The 17,719-nt window shown below is 54.2% G+C and carries 16 protein-coding genes and 1 other annotated feature; of the genes, 7 read left to right on the top strand and 9 right to left on the bottom strand.

Annotated elements, in window-relative coordinates:
* Position 1 precedes the first annotated feature (1 nt).
* From PGR23_RS04100 to rnm, 4 genes are all read right to left on the bottom strand, one after another.
* A complete protein-coding gene (locus PGR23_RS04100) occupies positions 2–2,311 on the bottom strand; it encodes a bifunctional diguanylate cyclase/phosphodiesterase (protein ID WP_396279606.1) in 2,310 nt (769 codons plus the stop codon).
* A gap of 237 nt (positions 2,312–2,548) precedes the next feature.
* On the bottom strand, positions 2,549–3,976 hold the full coding sequence (locus tag PGR23_RS04095; protein ID WP_315710809.1) for a GGDEF domain-containing protein: 1,428 nt from the start codon (positions 3,974–3,976) through the stop codon (positions 2,549–2,551).
* 149 nt (positions 3,977–4,125) lie between these two features.
* Entirely contained in the window at positions 4,126–4,746 is a 621-nt protein-coding gene (locus PGR23_RS04090; protein ID WP_020078571.1) for an L-threonylcarbamoyladenylate synthase, read from the bottom strand.
* On the bottom strand, positions 4,743–5,624 hold the full coding sequence (gene rnm / locus PGR23_RS04085) for an RNase RNM (RefSeq protein WP_315710811.1): 882 nt from the start codon (positions 5,622–5,624) through the stop codon (positions 4,743–4,745). Before rnm ends, PGR23_RS04090 begins: the two co-directional genes overlap by 4 nt.
* Positions 5,625–5,783: 159 nt before the next feature.
* Positions 5,784–5,879 (top strand) — a sequence feature (Trp leader region).
* 35 nt (positions 5,880–5,914) lie between these two features.
* Here rnm and PGR23_RS04080 point away from each other — a divergent pair.
* The 5 genes from PGR23_RS04080 to trpA are packed head-to-tail and all read left to right on the top strand — an operon-like array spanning position 5,915 to position 12,451.
* Positions 5,915–7,477 carry an anthranilate synthase component 1 gene (locus PGR23_RS04080; protein ID WP_047045030.1) on the top strand — a complete coding sequence of 521 codons (1,563 nt, stop codon included), beginning with the start codon at positions 5,915–5,917 and terminating at the stop codon, positions 7,475–7,477.
* Positions 7,477–9,072, top strand: coding sequence for a bifunctional anthranilate synthase glutamate amidotransferase component TrpG/anthranilate phosphoribosyltransferase TrpD (gene trpD, locus PGR23_RS04075; protein ID WP_047066978.1), 1,596 nt, complete (start codon positions 7,477–7,479; stop codon positions 9,070–9,072). Before PGR23_RS04080 ends, trpD begins: the two co-directional genes overlap by 1 nt.
* Positions 9,073–9,075: 3 nt before the next feature.
* Complete coding sequence (gene trpCF, locus PGR23_RS04070; RefSeq protein WP_045393187.1) at positions 9,076–10,434, top strand: bifunctional indole-3-glycerol-phosphate synthase TrpC/phosphoribosylanthranilate isomerase TrpF; 1,359 nt, start codon at positions 9,076–9,078, stop codon at positions 10,432–10,434.
* 14 nt (positions 10,435–10,448) lie between these two features.
* Positions 10,449–11,642 carry a tryptophan synthase subunit beta gene (gene trpB, locus PGR23_RS04065; RefSeq protein ID WP_015366207.1) on the top strand — a complete coding sequence of 398 codons (1,194 nt, stop codon included), beginning with the start codon at positions 10,449–10,451 and terminating at the stop codon, positions 11,640–11,642.
* Positions 11,642–12,451: a tryptophan synthase subunit alpha gene (gene trpA, locus PGR23_RS04060; RefSeq protein ID WP_315710814.1), complete on the top strand. Its 810-nt coding sequence runs from the start codon at positions 11,642–11,644 to the stop codon at positions 12,449–12,451. The genes trpB and trpA overlap by 1 nt, the downstream gene beginning before the upstream one ends.
* 30 nt (positions 12,452–12,481) lie before the next feature.
* On the opposite strand, the gene PGR23_RS04055 is transcribed toward trpA, so the two are convergent.
* On the bottom strand, positions 12,482–12,937 hold the full coding sequence (locus PGR23_RS04055; RefSeq protein WP_047066974.1) for a MarR family winged helix-turn-helix transcriptional regulator: 456 nt from the start codon (positions 12,935–12,937) through the stop codon (positions 12,482–12,484).
* 75 nt (positions 12,938–13,012) lie between these two features.
* Here PGR23_RS04055 and PGR23_RS04050 point away from each other — a divergent pair, with 75 nt between their 5' ends.
* On the top strand, positions 13,013–13,960 hold the full coding sequence (locus tag PGR23_RS04050; protein ID WP_315710817.1) for a quinone oxidoreductase family protein: 948 nt from the start codon (positions 13,013–13,015) through the stop codon (positions 13,958–13,960).
* Between the two features lie 174 nt (positions 13,961–14,134).
* Here PGR23_RS04050 and PGR23_RS04045 read toward each other — a convergent pair whose 3' ends face one another.
* The 3 genes from PGR23_RS04045 to PGR23_RS04035 are packed head-to-tail and all read right to left on the bottom strand — an operon-like array spanning position 14,135 to position 15,932.
* Positions 14,135–15,271, bottom strand: a complete 1,137-nt coding sequence (locus PGR23_RS04045; RefSeq protein WP_045393199.1) for an HlyD family secretion protein — start codon at positions 15,269–15,271, stop codon at positions 14,135–14,137.
* Between the two features lie 9 nt (positions 15,272–15,280).
* Complete coding sequence (locus PGR23_RS04040; protein ID WP_045393202.1) at positions 15,281–15,631, bottom strand: DUF3302 domain-containing protein; 351 nt, start codon at positions 15,629–15,631, stop codon at positions 15,281–15,283.
* Positions 15,632–15,668: 37 nt separating this feature from the next.
* A complete protein-coding gene (locus tag PGR23_RS04035) occupies positions 15,669–15,932 on the bottom strand; it encodes a hypothetical protein (protein ID WP_049060844.1) in 264 nt (87 codons plus the stop codon).
* A 138-nt stretch (positions 15,933–16,070) separates the two neighbouring features.
* On the opposite strand from PGR23_RS04035, the gene PGR23_RS04030 reads away from it, so the two are divergent.
* Positions 16,071–17,006 carry a LysR family transcriptional regulator gene (locus tag PGR23_RS04030; RefSeq protein ID WP_045393208.1) on the top strand — a complete coding sequence of 312 codons (936 nt, stop codon included), beginning with the start codon at positions 16,071–16,073 and terminating at the stop codon, positions 17,004–17,006.
* A 42-nt stretch (positions 17,007–17,048) separates the two neighbouring features.
* Here the strand turns inward: PGR23_RS04030 and ompW are convergent, their stop codons facing one another.
* A complete protein-coding gene (gene ompW, locus PGR23_RS04025; RefSeq protein WP_045374891.1) occupies positions 17,049–17,687 on the bottom strand; it encodes an outer membrane protein OmpW in 639 nt (212 codons plus the stop codon).
* Positions 17,688–17,719: the final 32 nt, after the last annotated feature.

Raw genomic sequence — 17,719 nt, 5'->3', positions numbered from 1 at the left:
ATCATTCGGGGTCAACAACAAATAAACCATTAGTAAATTCAAAGCTATCAAACGTTTTCGGCCGGGAATAATAATACCCCTGCGCCAAATCACAGCCCATCTCCTGCAGTTTTTCCGCCATTTCGCGCGTTTCAACGCCTTCGGCCACCAGAGGCACGGAAAAGCTTCGAGCCAGCATTAACACCGAGGCGATAACCGCTTCATTTTTTTTGTCTTCAAGCACATTGCTGACAAACCCACGGTCGATCTTCAAACAATCAAACGGTAGTGAATGCAGATATGAAAGGCTGGAGTAACCGGAGCCAAAATCATCAATCGCGACGCAAACGCCAAGGCGGCGTAAATAAGCCAGTATTTCGACAATTCGCCACGTGTCTTGTAGCAAGACGCTTTCGGTGATTTCAAGGCAAATATTACTGTTCATCAAATCACAAGCGTGAATTGATTCCAGCAGATGCTGAGCAAAATCAGGTTGCTGAAGCTGAATTGGCGAGATATTGACGTGAAGTTTAAAATCCCGTGGCGCGCCGCGCGCGATAAACGCGGCAAGTTCACGACAGGCGGTTTCAATTATCCATTTCCCTAACGGCACAATCATGCCGGTGTTCTCGGCGAGGGAAATGAATTTATCGGGCGGCACGAAGCCAAGCACATTGGATTGCCAGCGAACCAAACATTCACCTTCTTTACAAGGGCGCTGCGATTCAAATGCGACGATCGGCTGCATAACCAAATGAAAACCTTCTGAACGGAGATCATCGCATAACGCCTGATGCAGACGCAGATTATTGACTTCCTCTTCACGCATAGCGACGGTGAAAAGTTTACTCATGCCGCTACGCTGCATTTGAGCATGCTGTAAAGCCAGGCTAACATTCATCAGACATTCGCTGATATTCTCTGGCGTGAGCGACTCAATCAACATGCCAATATGGCCTGTAAATATATGCGATTCACCCGGCATATCAGAAGTAGACATACGAAAAACGGAAGCAATTAGCGCACTATACCAGGCGACATCTTTTTCGGCATAAATGCCGTCAAAAGCAATGATGAACAAGTCTTCGCGGTCGCGGCAACATAGCGCCCCTGCAGGCAACATTTTGCGAATGCGTAAAGCAAACTGATGAATAAACTGCCGCGCCTGGGCGGTACCAAGTACATGCTTTACCGAGTTGTAATTGTTGACGTGAATCATCGCCAACATATTGCGGTGATAGTAAAGAGATTCACAATTCAGTAGACCACTACGGGTTAAAAAGCCGGTTTCGCTATCCTCTTCCAGTTTCCGGCGTTTCAATTCAAACGTATCAGGAATAATTGAACAAAGATTGCTCAAGGCCGTATCCAGTGACGCTATTTCCGGAAATACTCGTTTAGTTTGTTTCTTCCACGGCATCAATCCGAGACGCACTTTATCTGCAACATCCTTTAAGGCGCCGGTAAAATGCGAAATAATCATCAGTAGAACCAACATCAAAATAAAAATAAACAGCGTCGTGGTGAAGGTCAAAAGTAGACGCTGCTTATTCATTTCAGCCATTTCCGCATGCTGCGGGGCGATAAGAACCGCCTTCCAGTTCAACAGATGTTGGCTGTCCTGCACGCTAAAGGCGGTCGCCAGCAAAGTCTTCTCCCCAGCACGTAAGGAAAATGACGTTGGCGACGGTGGCGCGGAAGTCAGTTTTTCTATCAGTTGGCGATCCTGCTGCCAGATCTGTTGGCTACCGGTACGCGCGACAATACGATTGTTGTCATCAATAAGCAGGAGAGCATAGCTTTTGTCCGGCAGGAGACTCTGTAAATAAGCGGTCATATCTGCGGGTGTGGCGCCACTGGCGATCGCCCCGACAAAGCGACCTTGCTTGTCGTACACCGGCTGGTTCCAGCTCATGATGATGCTGCCGGTAGAGAGGGAGCGTTGCCAGAAACCGCTCGTTTGCTGGCGTGCGCGGCGAAACTGCGGAAAATCAGCGACATTAAAGGCGTTATTAACTTTGACAATATTGGTCTGCGGGCTTAAACCGCTGTATTTTACCAGGGAGTGATGATTATCGCGCTGGGTTCGCTGCAAATAAATTTGATTACTGTGATTGTCGCGAATGACAGCAATACAGGCGCCATTTTCTGCAAACCACGACAGGCTTTGAAAGGCAGGCATGGTTTTAAACGCGCTCGCGGTCAAATACACCATTTCAGGAACCAAAGCATCCTTATCGATATTGTTACCTTCCCCCTGAATATATTGTAAAAATAGATTCGTTATTTGTCGCGGGCGGTCAACGGCATCCTCAAGTTTATGCTGAATCAACGCATACTGAGTTCCGATGATTTTTTTATCAATGGCGGTACTGACCTGACGCGACTGATAGTTAAACAGGCCGGTCAGGCTGACAATAATCAGCATTAACGCCAGCAGTGAAACAACCAGCACGCTTTTCACCAGGGTGATGGGATAAGTATTTGGGGTCAGTTTGAGCATAAATTAACTGTATTCAATCACAAGTAAAAGGTCATTATTATTGAGTTTCACCAGCTTAAATCTCGACTATGAGCCGGTAACATTGTTATTTATTAGAGGAGAGGCGCTGATACGATTGCGCCCCGTTTTTTTAGACTGATAAAGATAGCTATCTGCCTCAGATAATAACCGATCAAAGCTGTCAACAATATTCCAGCGCATCACCTGCCCGTAGCTAAGACCAATACTGACGGTTAGCGATAAATTCGCACTTTGCCAGGCAATATTCATCTCTTCAATCGCCTGACGAATATCTTCAGCTAAACGATAGCCATCTTCACCCGCTTTGCCCGTCATCACCACGGCAAACTCTTCACCGCCCAGTCGGGCAATCACCCCTCGATCGGCTACAGTGTTTTTTACCCGCCGGGCGAAAGTCATCAAAACATTATCGCCACAATCATGGCCCCAGGTGTCGTTAATTTTTTTAAAATGGTCAATATCAAGCACCAGCACGTTTAGCGACGTCTCATTGTCCGTTACTTCCAGTTCACGCAGATGTTCATAAAGACCAAAACGAGAATGAACCCGGGTCAGGTAATCGTAGCGAACCTGTCGCGATAGCTGTTTCACCATCTTGTTGACCGCCTCCACGCTGACCGCGACGATAACCGGACTAATGGCAATAGATGCGATGCCAAGGCGCGTGGAGATAATCATAGGCAGAAACGACGTCATGTTCGATTCAATAGCGTGCCGATCGATCAGCATCATTTCCACCATACCGGAGCACAAAGTCAGCAAGCAGGTTGTTGATAATGAATAGTTTAGCGCGCACCAAATTAACGCCGGAAGAATCATCGCCAGCGTTCCCATACTTCCCGTCACTCCGCTGAGAATAGAGACCAGCAGCGAGGCCATTAACATGCCAACCGGTACTAACCGCCGCAAATTCAATGCGCTAAAAAACTCTTTTTTCTGACACAACAGCGTAAAAGGTAGAATGAGCACACTAGTGGTAAACTCCTCGCTAAACCAAACAGGATAGATTTGCCAGAATTCAGCGTGAATACCGCAGGAATAAATATAACTCCCCAGGGCTGAACATATTAACGCGGAGATAAAACAATAGCTGTAAATTCGAAAGATGGTTATTTTTAAATTATCTTCATCTGCCTTCTCTTCTCTGATTATCAGCCAGTACATTATTAACATAAATAGCACATCGGAGAAATCCACCAGAATGCTATAGACTCCTCGCTCACCCGTAGCAAAGCTTGATAATAGCATTGCGGCTAAAACAACTGCGGCGTATTTTTTATAACGCAACGCCTTATTCCTGATAAATAATCCGACAATGACCGCATTCAGTGGCCAGAACAAAGCAATATCGCTATGGCGTATAGCTTTTCCCACCAGATATAAAGTAACGGTAATGCTTGAAAGCATGAAAAAATTGAATAGCACTTTCTCCCTCTTAATAACATCAGAGGGTTGAATAGTCAGCTTATGCATAATGTTGAGTTTCTTTCTGGAAGCGATATCAATGAGTGATATCGTAAGCGTGCTAATAATATACCAGGGAAGAAATGACTCAATATGAAAGGTGTTTTAAATTAAATTTAAGCCGCGGGCGGCGCGTGTAACGCCGCCCGCGAGAAGCATCACAGGAAGGGTTTGATATCACCGACGCCTTCACGCAGCACCACCGGAGCGTCTTCGGTCAGGTCGATAACCGTCGTCGGCTGCTGGCCGAGATAACCGCCGTGAATAATCAGATCGACCACCTTCTCCAGACGGTCTTTAATCTCTTCCGGATCGGACTCCGTGAATTCATTACCTGGCAGCATTAATGATGTCGAAAGCATCGGCTCGCCAAGCGTTTCAAGCAGCATCTGGGCGATAGGGTTCGCCGGCACGCGCATACCAATGGTTTTACGCTTTTCTTGCAACAGGCGTCGCGGCACCTCTTTCGTTCCCTTAAGAATGAACGTGTAGTTGCCCGGCGTGTTGTTTTTGATTAGACGAAACGCCACGTTATCGACAAACGCGTAGGTCGACAACTCGGAGAGATCGCGGCACATCAGGGTGAAATTGTGGCCATCCGGCAACTGACGGATACGGCAGATCCGCTCCATCGCCCCTTTATCTTCGATTTTGCAACCCAGGGCATAGCCAGAGTCCGTTGGATAAACGATAACCCCGCCCTTACGCACGATTTCCACCGCCTGATTAATCAACCGCGCCTGCGGATTATCGGGATGGATATAGAAAAACTGGCTCATACTTCCCTCTCAATTTGTTCAGCGGCCACTTCCCAACTGCGCCAGATCCCTTCCACGCCAGCGGGTAGCCAAAGTTTACGCCCCAGTTCAATCCACGGGCAGGGCTGGTGGAAATCTGAACCCTGCGACGCCATCAAACCAAACTGTTTCGCGTAGCTCGCCAGCTGCGCGCGCTCATGCGGCGCCTGCTGACATTGGGCGACCTCCATCGCGTCGCCGCCCTGCTCGCTAAAATGGGTCAACAGCCGTTTCAACCATTTGGCGGAAAGATCGTAGCGCCCTGGATGGGCGATCACCGCTTTGCCGCCAGAATGATGAATGACATCAATCGCTTGTTTTATTGTACACCACTGCGGCGGAACGTATCCGGTTTTCCCGCGGGCGAGATATTTTTTGAATACGTCGGCGATATTGCCGGCGAAACCCGCTTCAACCAAAAAGCGCGCGAAATGGCCGCGGGTGACCGCGCCGCCATCGGCGAGCTTTAACGCCCCTTCCCAGGCGCCGGGGATACGCGCTTTCTCCAACCGTTCGGCAATCATCCGCCCGCGCTGGTTGCGCCGCTCTTTCTGTTCGCAAAGGAGTTGCGTCATCGCCGGATGGTCGATATCAATATTCAGTCCCACGATATGAATTTCGTGATTTTCCCATAGGGTGGAAATTTCTACCCCGGTGATAAGCGTGAGCGGCAGTCCAGCCCGCGCAATTTCGGCACGTGCCGCCGGTATGGCCGCCACGCTATCGTGATCGGTGATAGCCAGCGTACCCACCCGCATCTCATGCGCGCGGTGTACCAACTCTTCTGGAGTCAATCGCCCATCGGAGGCAACGGTATGGCTGTGCAGGTCATAAATGACCGCGTAATTAGTGTCGCTCAAGATGGCTCCTGGTGGACCTGAACTGAAATAAGCGCATTATGATAACGACTGAGAAAGAAAATCTGCAAACAAGGGTTGACTTTATTTTCATGAACCAGTTAACTAGTACGCAAGTTCGCAAAACGGGTATCTCTGATGAAAACGCAAATTATTACTCTTCATAGCTGGTGGCGTCGTTCCTGGAATCGGGCGGCGTAATCGCGTTTTGCACTCAGCAAACAGATACCTGGCCCGCCACTGAGCGGGCTTTTTTTTGAACAAAATAATGAACAGAACAGGCGAGAATGATAATGCAAACATCAAAACCAGCGCTCGAGCTTCTCACCAGCGACGCCATCTATCGCGAAAACCCGACGGCGTTATTCCATCAATTATGCGGCGCGCGCCCGGCAACCCTGCTGCTGGAATCGGCCGACATCGATAGTAAAGACGACTTAAAAAGCCTGCTGCTGGTCGATAGCGCCCTGCGCATTACCGCGCTTGGCAATACCGTCACGGTCCAGGCGCTGTCGGCGAACGGCGCCGCGCTGCTTGAACTGCTGGATAACGCATTGCCGTCCGGCATTGAGAATCTGCGCCAGCCGAACAGCCGGGTACTCACCTTCCCACCGGTTAGCGCCCTGCTGGATGAAGACGCTCGCCTGTGTTCGTTATCGGTGTTCGATGCGTTTCGTCTGCTACAAGATTTGGTCAGCGTCCCGCAGGCCGAGCGCGAAGCGATGTTCTTCGGCGGCCTGTTCGCTTACGACCTGGTGGCCGGTTTCGAGGATTTACCGCCGCTCGACGCCGATACCGCCTGCCCGGATTACTGTTTCTACCTGGCGGAAACGCTGCTGGTCATCGATCATCAGACCAAAAACACCCGCATTCAGGCGAGCCTGTTCACGCCGCTGGAGAATGAGAAACAGCGTCTTCTGCAACGTATCGCCCAGCTTCGCCAGCAGTTAAATGAACCGCCTGCGCCGCTGCCGGTCACTACCGTCGCCGAGATGCGTTGCGACGTCGATCAGAGCGATGAAGAGTACGGCGCCGTGGTGCGCAAAATGCAGCGCGCCATTCGCGCGGGCGAAATTTTCCAGGTCGTGCCGTCGCGCCGTTTCTCCCTCCCCTGCCCGTCGCCGCTGGCCTCGTACGATGTGCTGAAAAAGAGCAATCCCAGCCCGTATATGTTCTTTATGCAGGATAACGATTTCACCCTGTTCGGCGCCTCGCCGGAAAGCTCGCTGAAATACGACGCCGTCAGCCGCCAGATTGAGATCTACCCCATTGCCGGCACCCGTCCGCGCGGCCGCCGCGCCGACGGTTCGCTGGATCGCGATCTCGATAGCCGTATTGAGCTGGAGATGCGTACCGACCACAAAGAGCTTTCCGAACATCTGATGCTGGTTGACCTGGCCCGTAACGACCTGGCCCGCATCTGTACGCCGGGTAGCCGCTACGTGGCGGATTTGACTAAAGTCGATCGCTACTCCTTTGTGATGCATCTGGTTTCCCGCGTGGTTGGTGAACTGCGCCGCGACCTGGACGTCCTGCACGCCTACCGCGCCTGCATGAATATGGGCACTCTTAGCGGCGCGCCGAAAGTTCGCGCCATGCAGCTAATCGCCGCCGCAGAAGGCAAGCGGCGCGGTAGTTATGGCGGCGCGGTCGGCTACTTTACCGCCCATGGCGACCTCGATACCTGCATCGTGATCCGCTCAGCCTACGTTGAAGATGGTATCGCCACCGTGCAGGCGGGCGCCGGTATCGTGCTCGATTCCGTTCCGCAATCCGAGGCGGATGAAACCCGTAATAAAGCTCGCGCCGTGCTGCGCGCCATTGCTCAGGCCCATCACGCGAAGGAGACTTTCTAATGGCCGACATCCTGCTGCTCGATAATATCGACTCCTTTACCTATAACCTCGCCGACCAGCTGCGGGCTAATGGCCACAACGTGGTTATTTATCGCAATACCGTTCCGGCGCAATCGCTGATTGAACGTATCGGTACTATGGATAATCCGGTGCTGATGCTCTCTCCGGGGCCGGGAACCCCAAGCGAAGCCGGCTGCATGCCGGAGCTGCTGACCCGTATGCGCGGCAAGTTACCGATTATCGGTATCTGCCTCGGCCACCAGGCCATTGTGGAAGCTTACGGCGGCTATGTCGGCCAGGCGGGAGAAATCCTTCACGGCAAAGCCTCCAGCATTGAGCATGACGGCCAGGCGATGTTCGCCGGTCTTGCCAACCCGCTGCCGGTGGCCCGCTACCATTCACTGGTCGGCAGCAATATTCCGGCCGGGCTCACCATTAACGCCAATTTCAACGGTATGGTGATGGCGGTTCGCCACGACGCCGATCGCGTCTGCGGCTTCCAGTTCCATCCGGAGTCGATTCTGACTACCCAGGGGGCGCTGCTGCTGGAGCAAACGCTGGCATGGGCGCTGCAGAAACTGGAACAGACCAATGTCGTACAACCGATTCTGGAAAAACTGTACCAGGCACAGACGCTGAGCCAGCAGGAGAGTCACGTGCTGTTTTCCGCCGTCGTGCGCGGCGAAGTGAAGCCGGAACAGCTGGCCGCGGCGCTGGTAAGCATGAAAGTGCGCGGCGAGCAACCGCAGGAAATTGCCGGCGCTGCCACCGCGCTGCTGGAAAACGCCGCGCCGTTCCCGCGTCCGGATTATCAGTTTGCCGATATTGTCGGCACCGGCGGCGATGGCAGCAACAGCATCAATATCTCAACTGCCAGCGCCTTTGTCGCCGCCGCCTGCGGTTTAAAGGTGGCGAAACACGGCAACCGCAGCGTCTCCAGTAAATCCGGTTCGTCCGACCTGCTGGCCGCGTTTGGTATTAATCTGGATATGAATGCCGATAAATCGCGCGCCGCGCTGGATGAACTGGGCGTCTGCTTCCTGTTCGCGCCGAAATACCACACCGGTTTCCGCCATGCGATGCCGGTCCGCCAACAGTTGAAAACGCGCACCCTGTTTAACGTATTGGGGCCGCTTATTAACCCTGCGCACCCGCCGCTGGCGTTGATTGGCGTCTACAGCCCGGAACTGGTGTTGCCGATTGCCGAAACCTTGCGCGTACTCGGCTATCAACGCGCCGCCGTGGTACACAGCGGCGGCATGGACGAAGTCTCGTTGCATGCGCCGACCGTGGTCGCCGAACTCAATAACGGCGAAATCCAGAGCTATCAGCTGACCGCCGCCGACTTCGGCCTGACGCCTTATCATCAAGAGCAACTGGCCGGCGGCACGCCGGAAGAAAACCGTGACATTCTCACGCGCTTGCTACAAGGTAAAGGTGAAGCCGCTCACGAAGCCGCCGTCGCCGCCAACGTCGCCATGTTGATGCGTTTACACGGGCATGAAGACCTGAAAGCCAACGCCCGGCAGGTACTGGATGTGCTGCACAGCGGAGCGGCCTATGACAGAGTGACCGCATTAGCGGCAAGAGGGTAAATAATGCAGACCGTTTTAGCAAAAATCGTTGCCGACAAAGCGATTTGGGTAGAAGCCCGCAAACAACAACAACCGTTAGCCAGTTTTCAGAATGATATCGTGCCGTCCGAGCGCCATTTTTACGATGCGCTGGCCGGCGCCCGCACCGCCTTTATTCTCGAGTGCAAAAAGGCATCGCCGTCGAAGGGACTGATTCGGGAAGATTTCGACCCGGCGACCATCGCCGGGGTTTATAAGCACTACGCTTCGGCAATTTCAGTACTGTGCGATGAGAAATATTTTCAGGGCAGCTTTGATTTTCTGCCGATCGTCAGCAAGGTCGCGCCGCAGCCGATTCTGTGTAAAGACTTCACCATCGATCCTTACCAGATTTACCTCGCGCGTTACTACCAGGCCGATGCCTGCCTGCTGATGCTCTCGGTGCTCGATGATGACCAATATCGGCAGCTCGCCGCCGTCGCCCACAGCCTCAATATGGGCGTTCTGACCGAGGTCAGCAACGAAGAGGAGCTGGAGCGCGCGATTGCGCTGAAGGCCAAAGTCGTCGGCATTAACAACCGCGATCTGCGCGATATGTCGATTGATCTGAACCGCACGCGTCAACTGGCGCCGCGTCTCGGCCCGGATGTCACCGTGATCAGCGAATCCGGAATCCATACCTACGGCGAAGTCCGCGAACTGAGCCACTTCGCCAACGGCTTCCTGATTGGCTCGGCGCTAATGGAGCAACCGGACCTCAGCGCTGCGGTGAAGCGCGTGCTGTTAGGTGAGAACAAGGTCTGCGGCCTGACTCGTCCGCAGGATGCGCAAGTCGCCTGGGAGGCGGGCGCTATCTACGGCGGCTTGATTTTCGTCGCCAGTTCGCCGCGCGCCGTTGACGACCAGCAGGCACAGGCGGTAATGGCCGCCGCGCCGCTCAGCTACGTTGGCGTATTCCGCGATGCAGCCATTGAAGAGGTCGTCACCCGTGCGACCAACTTGAAACTCGCCGCGGTCCAGCTTCATGGGAGCGAAGACCAGGCCTGGATTGATGCCCTGCGCGCGGCGCTGCCGGAGCAGATCCAAATCTGGAAGGCGCTGAGCGTCGGCGAAACGCTGCCGCCGCGTAACCTCAATCATGTGGACAGATATGTCTTTGACAACGGTCAGGGCGGTAGCGGTCAACGCTTCGACTGGTCGCTGCTGCAGGGCCAGGACCTGCGTAACGTGATGCTGGCAGGCGGCCTCAGCGCCGATAACTGCGTAGAAGCCGCGAAAAGCGGCTGTGCCGGACTCGATTTCAACTCAGGCGTAGAGTCGCAGCCGGGAATAAAAGAGGCAAGCCTGGTGGCTGCCGTTTTCCAGACGCTGCGCGCATATTAAGGAGCAATGCAATAATGAGCACTTTACTGAACCCGTATTTCGGCGAATTCGGCGGTATGTACGTTCCGCAGATCCTGATGCCCGCCCTGCGCCAGCTGGAAGAAGCTTTCGTCAGCGCGCAAAAAGATCCTGAGTTTCAGGCCGAATTCACCGACCTGCTGAAAAACTACGCGGGTCGTCCGACGGCGTTGACCAAATGCCGCAATCTGACCGAAGGCACCCGCACCACGCTGTACCTCAAGCGTGAAGATCTGCTCCACGGCGGCGCGCACAAAACCAACCAGGTGCTGGGCCAGGCGCTACTGGCCAAACGTATGGGTAAAACGGAAATTATCGCCGAAACCGGCGCCGGCCAACACGGCGTCGCCTCGGCGCTGGCCAGCGCCCTGCTCGGTCTGAAATGCCGCATCTATATGGGCGCCAAAGACGTCGAGCGGCAGTCGCCGAACGTGTTCCGCATGCGCCTGATGGGTGCGGAAGTCATTCCAGTGCACAGCGGTTCCGCCACCCTGAAAGATGCCTGTAACGAAGCGCTGCGCGACTGGTCCGGCAGCTACGAGAAGGCGCACTACATGCTCGGCACCGCCGCTGGCCCGCACCCATTCCCGACTATCGTGCGTGAATTCCAGCGCATGATCGGCGAAGAAACCAAAGCGCAGATCCTCGAGAAAGAAGGGCGCCTGCCGGACGCGGTGATCGCCTGCGTTGGCGGTGGTTCTAACGCCATCGGCATGTTCGCTGATTTCATTGATGAATCCCGCGTTGGCCTGATTGGCGTCGAGCCTGCTGGCCACGGTATCGAAACCGGCGAGCACGGCGCGCCGCTGAAGCATGGTCGCGTCGGCATTTATTTCGGCATGAAGTCGCCGATGATGCAAACCTCCGACGGGCAGATTGAAGAATCTTATTCTATCTCCGCCGGGCTGGATTTCCCGTCAGTGGGGCCTCAGCATGCGTTCCTTAATAGCACCGGGCGCGCTGAGTATGTGTCAATTACCGACAACGAAGCGCTGGATGCCTTTAAAGCGCTCTCCCGCCATGAAGGCATTATTCCGGCGCTGGAGTCGTCGCACGCTCTGGCGCACGCGCTGAAGATGATGCGCGAAAATCCGGATAAAGAGCAGCTGCTGGTAGTTAACCTGTCCGGCCGCGGCGATAAAGACATCTTCACCGTACACGACATTTTGAAAGCGCGAGGGGAAATCTGATGGAACGTTACGAGACGCTATTTGCACAGTTAAAAAACCGCCAGGAAGGCGCCTTTGTTCCCTTCGTCACCCTCGGCGATCCGGGGCCGGAACAGTCGCTGAAAATCATCGATGCGCTGATTGAAGCCGGCGCCGATGCGCTGGAACTGGGGATCCCCTTCTCCGACCCGCTGGCCGACGGCCCGACGATTCAGGGCGCCACATTGCGCGCTTTTGCCGCCGGCGTTACCCCGGCGCAGTGCTTCGAGATACTGGCGGCGATCCGCCACAAGCATCCGACCATTCCAATCGGCCTGTTGATGTACGCGAACCTGGTGTTCAGCCCGGGGATTGATGAGTTCTACGCCGAATGCGCGCGTGTCGGCGTGGATTCCGTGCTGGTCGCCGACGTGCCGGTCGAAGAGTCCGCCCCGTTCCGTCAGGCAGCGCTGCGCCATAACATTGCGCCGATTTTCATCTGCCCGCCAAATGCCGATGACGATTTACTGCGCCAGATTGCCTCCTATGGCCGCGGCTATACCTACCTGCTATCGCGCGCTGGCGTGACAGGCGCGGAAAACCGCGCCGCGCTGCCGCTGCATCATCTGATTGAAAAATTGGCGGAATATAACGCCGCGCCGCCGCTGCAGGGCTTTGGTATCTCGGCGCCGGAGCAGGTTTCGGCCGCTATTGACGCCGGCGCCGCCGGGGCAATATCCGGCTCGGCCATCGTTAAGATTATCGAGCGCAATCTTGAACAACCGCAAAAAATGCTCGAAGAGCTAAAAAACTTCGTGCAGAGTTTGAAAGCGGCAACCAAAACCGCCTGACCCTTTGCCGCCCGGCCTCAAGCCGGGCGGCTATTTCTGCTGCAGGCTGTTGGCGTATTTTCGCGTTAGGCGAAACAGCGCCAGCACCTCGTCTTGCGACCATTCCGCCAGCACCTGATTCATTAACCGCCGCCGCGCAACGGCAATAGCGTCGATCATCCGCTGCCCCTTTTCGCTGAGCGTCACCTCGCTAATCCGCCGGTCTTTGGCATTGGCCTGCTTGCAGGCAAGCCCCTGAGCCTCCAGCTTTTTCACCTGACGACTGACGGTGGTGTAATCGCGACCTAAATGATCCGCCAGCTCAACTACCCCCACCGGGCCATAGCGCCCTACCGCCACCAGTAGCGGAAATAGTATCTGTTCAAGCTGCACCCCTGCCGCCTGCAATATCTGCTCATCGCGCAGAGGTTGATTCATCACGCTAATGATATCCAGCAGCGCGCCGTGAAAGTCGGTGATGTCGTAATTATTATGTGCATCTTGCATATATTAGTTAACCGCGTATAGTGCTCCTGAAGAATATGTGCATATTACACATAATTATCATCAGGAGATAATGTTATGAAAGCCGCCGTGGTATTTGATCTAAGCGAAGGCCCGGTATGGGCTGATTTTAGCGAACCGCAGCCCGCCGTCGGACACACGCTGATCGACGTTCGCGCCGCCGCCATTAGCCACGTGGTTAAGGGCCGGGCATCAGGACATCATTATAGTTTTGACGGCACTCTGCCGTTTGTCGTCGGTATCGATGGCGTCGGTATGACCCCTGACGGCCAGCGCGTCTATTTCGCTTTCCCCAGCGCCCCGTTCGGCAGTATGGCGCAACGCGCGCCGGTCGCAATGCAGAATTGCCTGCCGCTGCCGGATGCACTTGACGATATCAGCGCCGCGGCCATGGCCAATCCGGGCATGTCTGCCTGGGCTGCGCTTGTAAAGCGGGCGCAGTTTCAGGCCGGCGAAACGGTACTGATTAACGGCGCCACCGGCAGCGCCGGGCAGCTGGCGGTGCAGATTGCCCGCTACCTCGGTGCGAAAAAAATCATTGCCACCGGGCGCAATGTGCAAGCGCTGGCCGCCCTCGCAGCCGATGAGTGTATTGATTTAACCGCCGATGAGCAGACGCTTAGCGCACAATTCGCCGCCGCCAGCGCCGGGCAAGTTGATGCGATCGTGGATTATTTGTGGGGACGCAGCGCAGAGTTGCTGCTGCCCATGCTGGCGAAATATACCCCCGGCGATAAGCCGGTGCGTTATGTGCAGGTGGGTTCCCTTGCCGGGGCGGATATCGCGTTAAATGGCGCCGTACTGCGCGCCGCGCCGCTACAGCTCATGGGCAGCGGCATCGGCAGCCTAACCATGCCGCAACTGCTGGCGGCAACCGGGGAGATGCTGCAGGTTGCGGTTCCCGGTCAGTTTACCATCGCCACCACGCCGCTGCCGCTCCGCGATGTCGCGGCGGCCTGGCCGCGTGATAACAGCCAGAAACGCACGGTTTTCACCCTTGATTAAAAAAATTCGCCTCCGCACAAACTCTGGGGTTGATATCTTAAATGAGAAATATTATCTTTCTCATTACCGAATGGTTGAGTGAACAACTCAGGTATTCGGTACGACATTGCTCACATTGCTTCCAGTATTTTTGCCCGCGTTTATCGCGGGCTTTTTTTCGCTCAACTTCAGCTTTTAGTGGTCGAGATACAGATAATGCAACCAGCTGGTCATCCGTAACAGCACCTTACGCATCACCGACACGTGGGCAAAATGGTCGGTATACACCGCCGCCTGGGCACTGACGCCATCAGGGAGATGGGCGAGATCGCGGCTCGCCGCGAGGTCAATCATCACATAAACCCCTTCCCGACCGGGCGTGGCACTTAAACCCTGTAACGCGCCGCTGGCCTGGTAGCTGCCGTCGGGAATAGTTGGCAATACTTTTGTGACCTTGCCGGCATACACCTGCCCCGGTAGACCATTGAATACCACCTCTGCCTCGTCCCCCTGCTCCAGGCGCAGGATAGCGTTCTGGCGAAATACCGCCACCACCTGGCGTTTCTGCTGCGGAATAAAAATCATCACCGGTTTGAACGGCAGACGAACTGCCGTGGTGCCCGGTCGCGCCAGCACCTGGGTGACATAACCATCGCTGGGCGCGCGGAATACCGTCTGTTCAAGGTCATAACGCGCCTCGGCAATCTGCGATTTCAGGCTGGCGATTTGCGCATCCTCGCCATTGAAACGCGCAGAAAGTCTTTCTAACTCCTGTTGATACTGTGCCTTAGCCGCCCGCAGGGCCGCGGATTGCGCCTGATATTGCTGCTCGGCGTGATTCACGTCCTGCTCGGAAAAAGGGTTAACCGGCATGGCCGCGCCTTTCGCATAGCGTTGATAATCCTGCCGGGCACGTTCATATTCCGCCGTCATCCGCTGGACGTTAGCGGCGGATTCACTTAATGCCGCTTTCCGGGTTCTGATATCCGCTTCGGCGGCGCTGAGATCCGCCTCCAGTTTATTCAGTCGCGCGCGATAGCGGCTATCATCAAGACGAAACAGTACCTCGCCTTTGCGTAATAACACATTCGTTTTATCGGTAACTTCTACGATGGCCCCCGACACCTGCGGCACAATCGGGATCGACAGAGCTATTTTTTGCGCCCGGTCGGTGTACGGGTGATTATAATTCATAGTCAGAATTAGCGCGCCGACAATAAACACCCCACCAAGGACCGCCGTGGGTACCGTCCATTTATTTACCGGGATACGGAAAATTTTAAATACGCCATAGGCCAACGCCACATAGCAAAGAATAATGAGTAAATCCATACACTGGCCTCAGCGGTTATTTGACGAGTTTGTCGTTACAGTTATCTGTTGCTCCTGCAGACGCTTTAGCTCGCTTTCAAGTTGCCTGATTCGCTGATGCATTTCGGCGCTATCTTCGACTTTATGCGCCATTCCCCACCCGCGCTCGGGGCGATACAGCGTTGCCCAGATCCATAACAGTGGCCAAATCGCATGCAGGGTAAACAGGCTCACCCAGCCGGCCACATGGATCGCATCCTGATGAGGATGCTGACGTTTTTTGGCTAATAAATAGGGAATATCATGAATAATAATAATGCCGTAAAATAAAATCAAAAACACGGCAATTAACACGCCTAAGGCGAAGTAGTTAAGGAACATAATAACACCTGGTAATAAAAAAGGTAAACCGTACTAACTACGCTGTTTTATAATTAGCAATGCCACTCACTGTAATCGTGGGGCTGTGCCGAGAATAATCATTTTCCGACTGATAGACCAAATATTGGTAACGGTAAAAATCAGTACTTTTATCTTTCCGGTATAATATCTCTTCCCCCGAAACCGATAGTCCCTTGATAATATCGTCATATTCAATATATTTTTCTTTTTCGGTTACGCTGGAAGCGCACGCAGCCAGCAGCAACATTGCAGATAACGCAGCCATTCTTGTTATTTTCATCGAATTATTTCTCTGTATTTTTCGGCTGTAACAAATAATCCACGCAAATAATACCCAGCTCCCAACCAGAAGTCATATGACAATGACAGCAAAGATGTATATCATTTTTGATATAGCAAAACCAAAAGAAGCGACCTCGTGAAAGAAAAAGACCTGCGCATAGACGAACTCCGCATCGTCCGCGTGATTGCCGAAACGGCAAGCGTTAGCAAAGCCGCCCAGCTACTGGATATGCCGCAGTCGAACGTGTCGCGGGCGCTGAATGCGCTGGAACGGCGCCTGGGGCTGGAAATCTTTATCCGCCACCCACGGGCATTAATCCTGAGCGAGTTTGGCGAGCAGTTCCTGCGCCGGGCGGACATTCTGCTGGATAAGCATAATGACCTGCTTGATATGTCCGGTACCTGGAAACGCAGCCTCAACGGTATGGTGACGCTCGGCGCGCCAATCGGTATTCAGGCTTTCCTTGCCCGATATCTTTTGCCGCCGGTGCTGCGCTCAGCGCCGGAATTAACCGTAAACCTTCTCACCCGCAATCCCGACGAGCGCGAACAAAAGCACGGGACGCTTTTCGATAGCGATTGCGATCTGCTGATTAGCTTTTTCCAGCCCCAGGACGAAAGCCTGATCGCAAGGCCTCTCACCCGCTTTCGCATGGGGCTGTTTGCCTGCGCGGATTATATTACGCAGTCGCCTCTGCACGATGTTGATGAGCTTGCGCAGCATCGTTGCATCACTTTGCGTACGTTGGGCGGGATCCGCAACAGCTGGCATTGCTATAACGCAGCGGGTGAAAGCATTCAGGTAGAGGTCAACGGTTCCAGCGTATGCGATAACATTTTGCCGGCCATCGAGCTTGCCAAGCAGGGTCTGGGCATTGTTTATGCCCCTTTTTACTCCGTCGCGGCGGAATTAGAGGCCGGTACGTTACAACCCTGTCTGCCACGGGAACGCGGCGTGAATATGCAGGCGTGGTTGATTTATCGTCAGCGAGGCGTGTTGCCGCATCGCGTGCAGGTGATAATGGATAGCATTATGGAAAGCGCCAAACTGCACGCCCATCGGCTGGTCTGAAGAGGATAAAACTGGCCGCAGGCGGCCAGTTTTTTTAAAGCATTAGAAGCGATAACCGGCAGAGAACATAAACACCCACGGATCCAGACGGGTACTGACTTTCTGGTCAACGCCGTTAGCTTTAAATTTCACATCGGTGTCGATATCCATGTACCAGACCGACATGTTAAGCAGCCAGTTGCGGTCAATCAGATAATCCAGGCCAACCTGTCCTGCCGCGCCCCATGAATCTTTCAGACTCAGGTCGGAAAGCCCGGCGTCCTTACCGGTATCGTTGAAATCATTATTAAAGAAGGTCGTATAGTTAATACCGGCGCCGATATACGGGCGCACTTTACTTTGCGCATCGCCAAAGTACCACTGCGCCATCAGCGTCGGCGGCAGCTGATGTACGGTGGCGATAGTGCCGGTCGGCCCGGTACCGACCTTATGGCGGAACGGCGTTGCCGCCAGCAGTTCGATACCGATATTGTCGGTCGCCATATAGGTAAAGGTTAAACCCAACTGGGTGTTATTACTGACGTTAAAACCGCCGAGACTACCCAGCACGTTGTCAGAGCCCTCAGTCGGGCGAACCGTCGCCGAGCCCGCGCGAATAAAAAACTCCCCCGCTTCATGCGCCCAGGCGCTACCACCAGAAAGCGTACCTAAGATCAATGCCGCCGCTGCTATTTTCTTCATATCCATGTCCCCATTATGGTTTTTATCAGCGG

Origin of the sequence: Klebsiella sp. 141162 (assembly GCF_050600755.1) — a bacterium.
GTDB classification, from domain to species: Bacteria; Pseudomonadota; Gammaproteobacteria; order Enterobacterales; family Enterobacteriaceae; genus Klebsiella; species Klebsiella aerogenes.
This window is presented reverse-complemented; position numbering and strand designations above follow the sequence as displayed.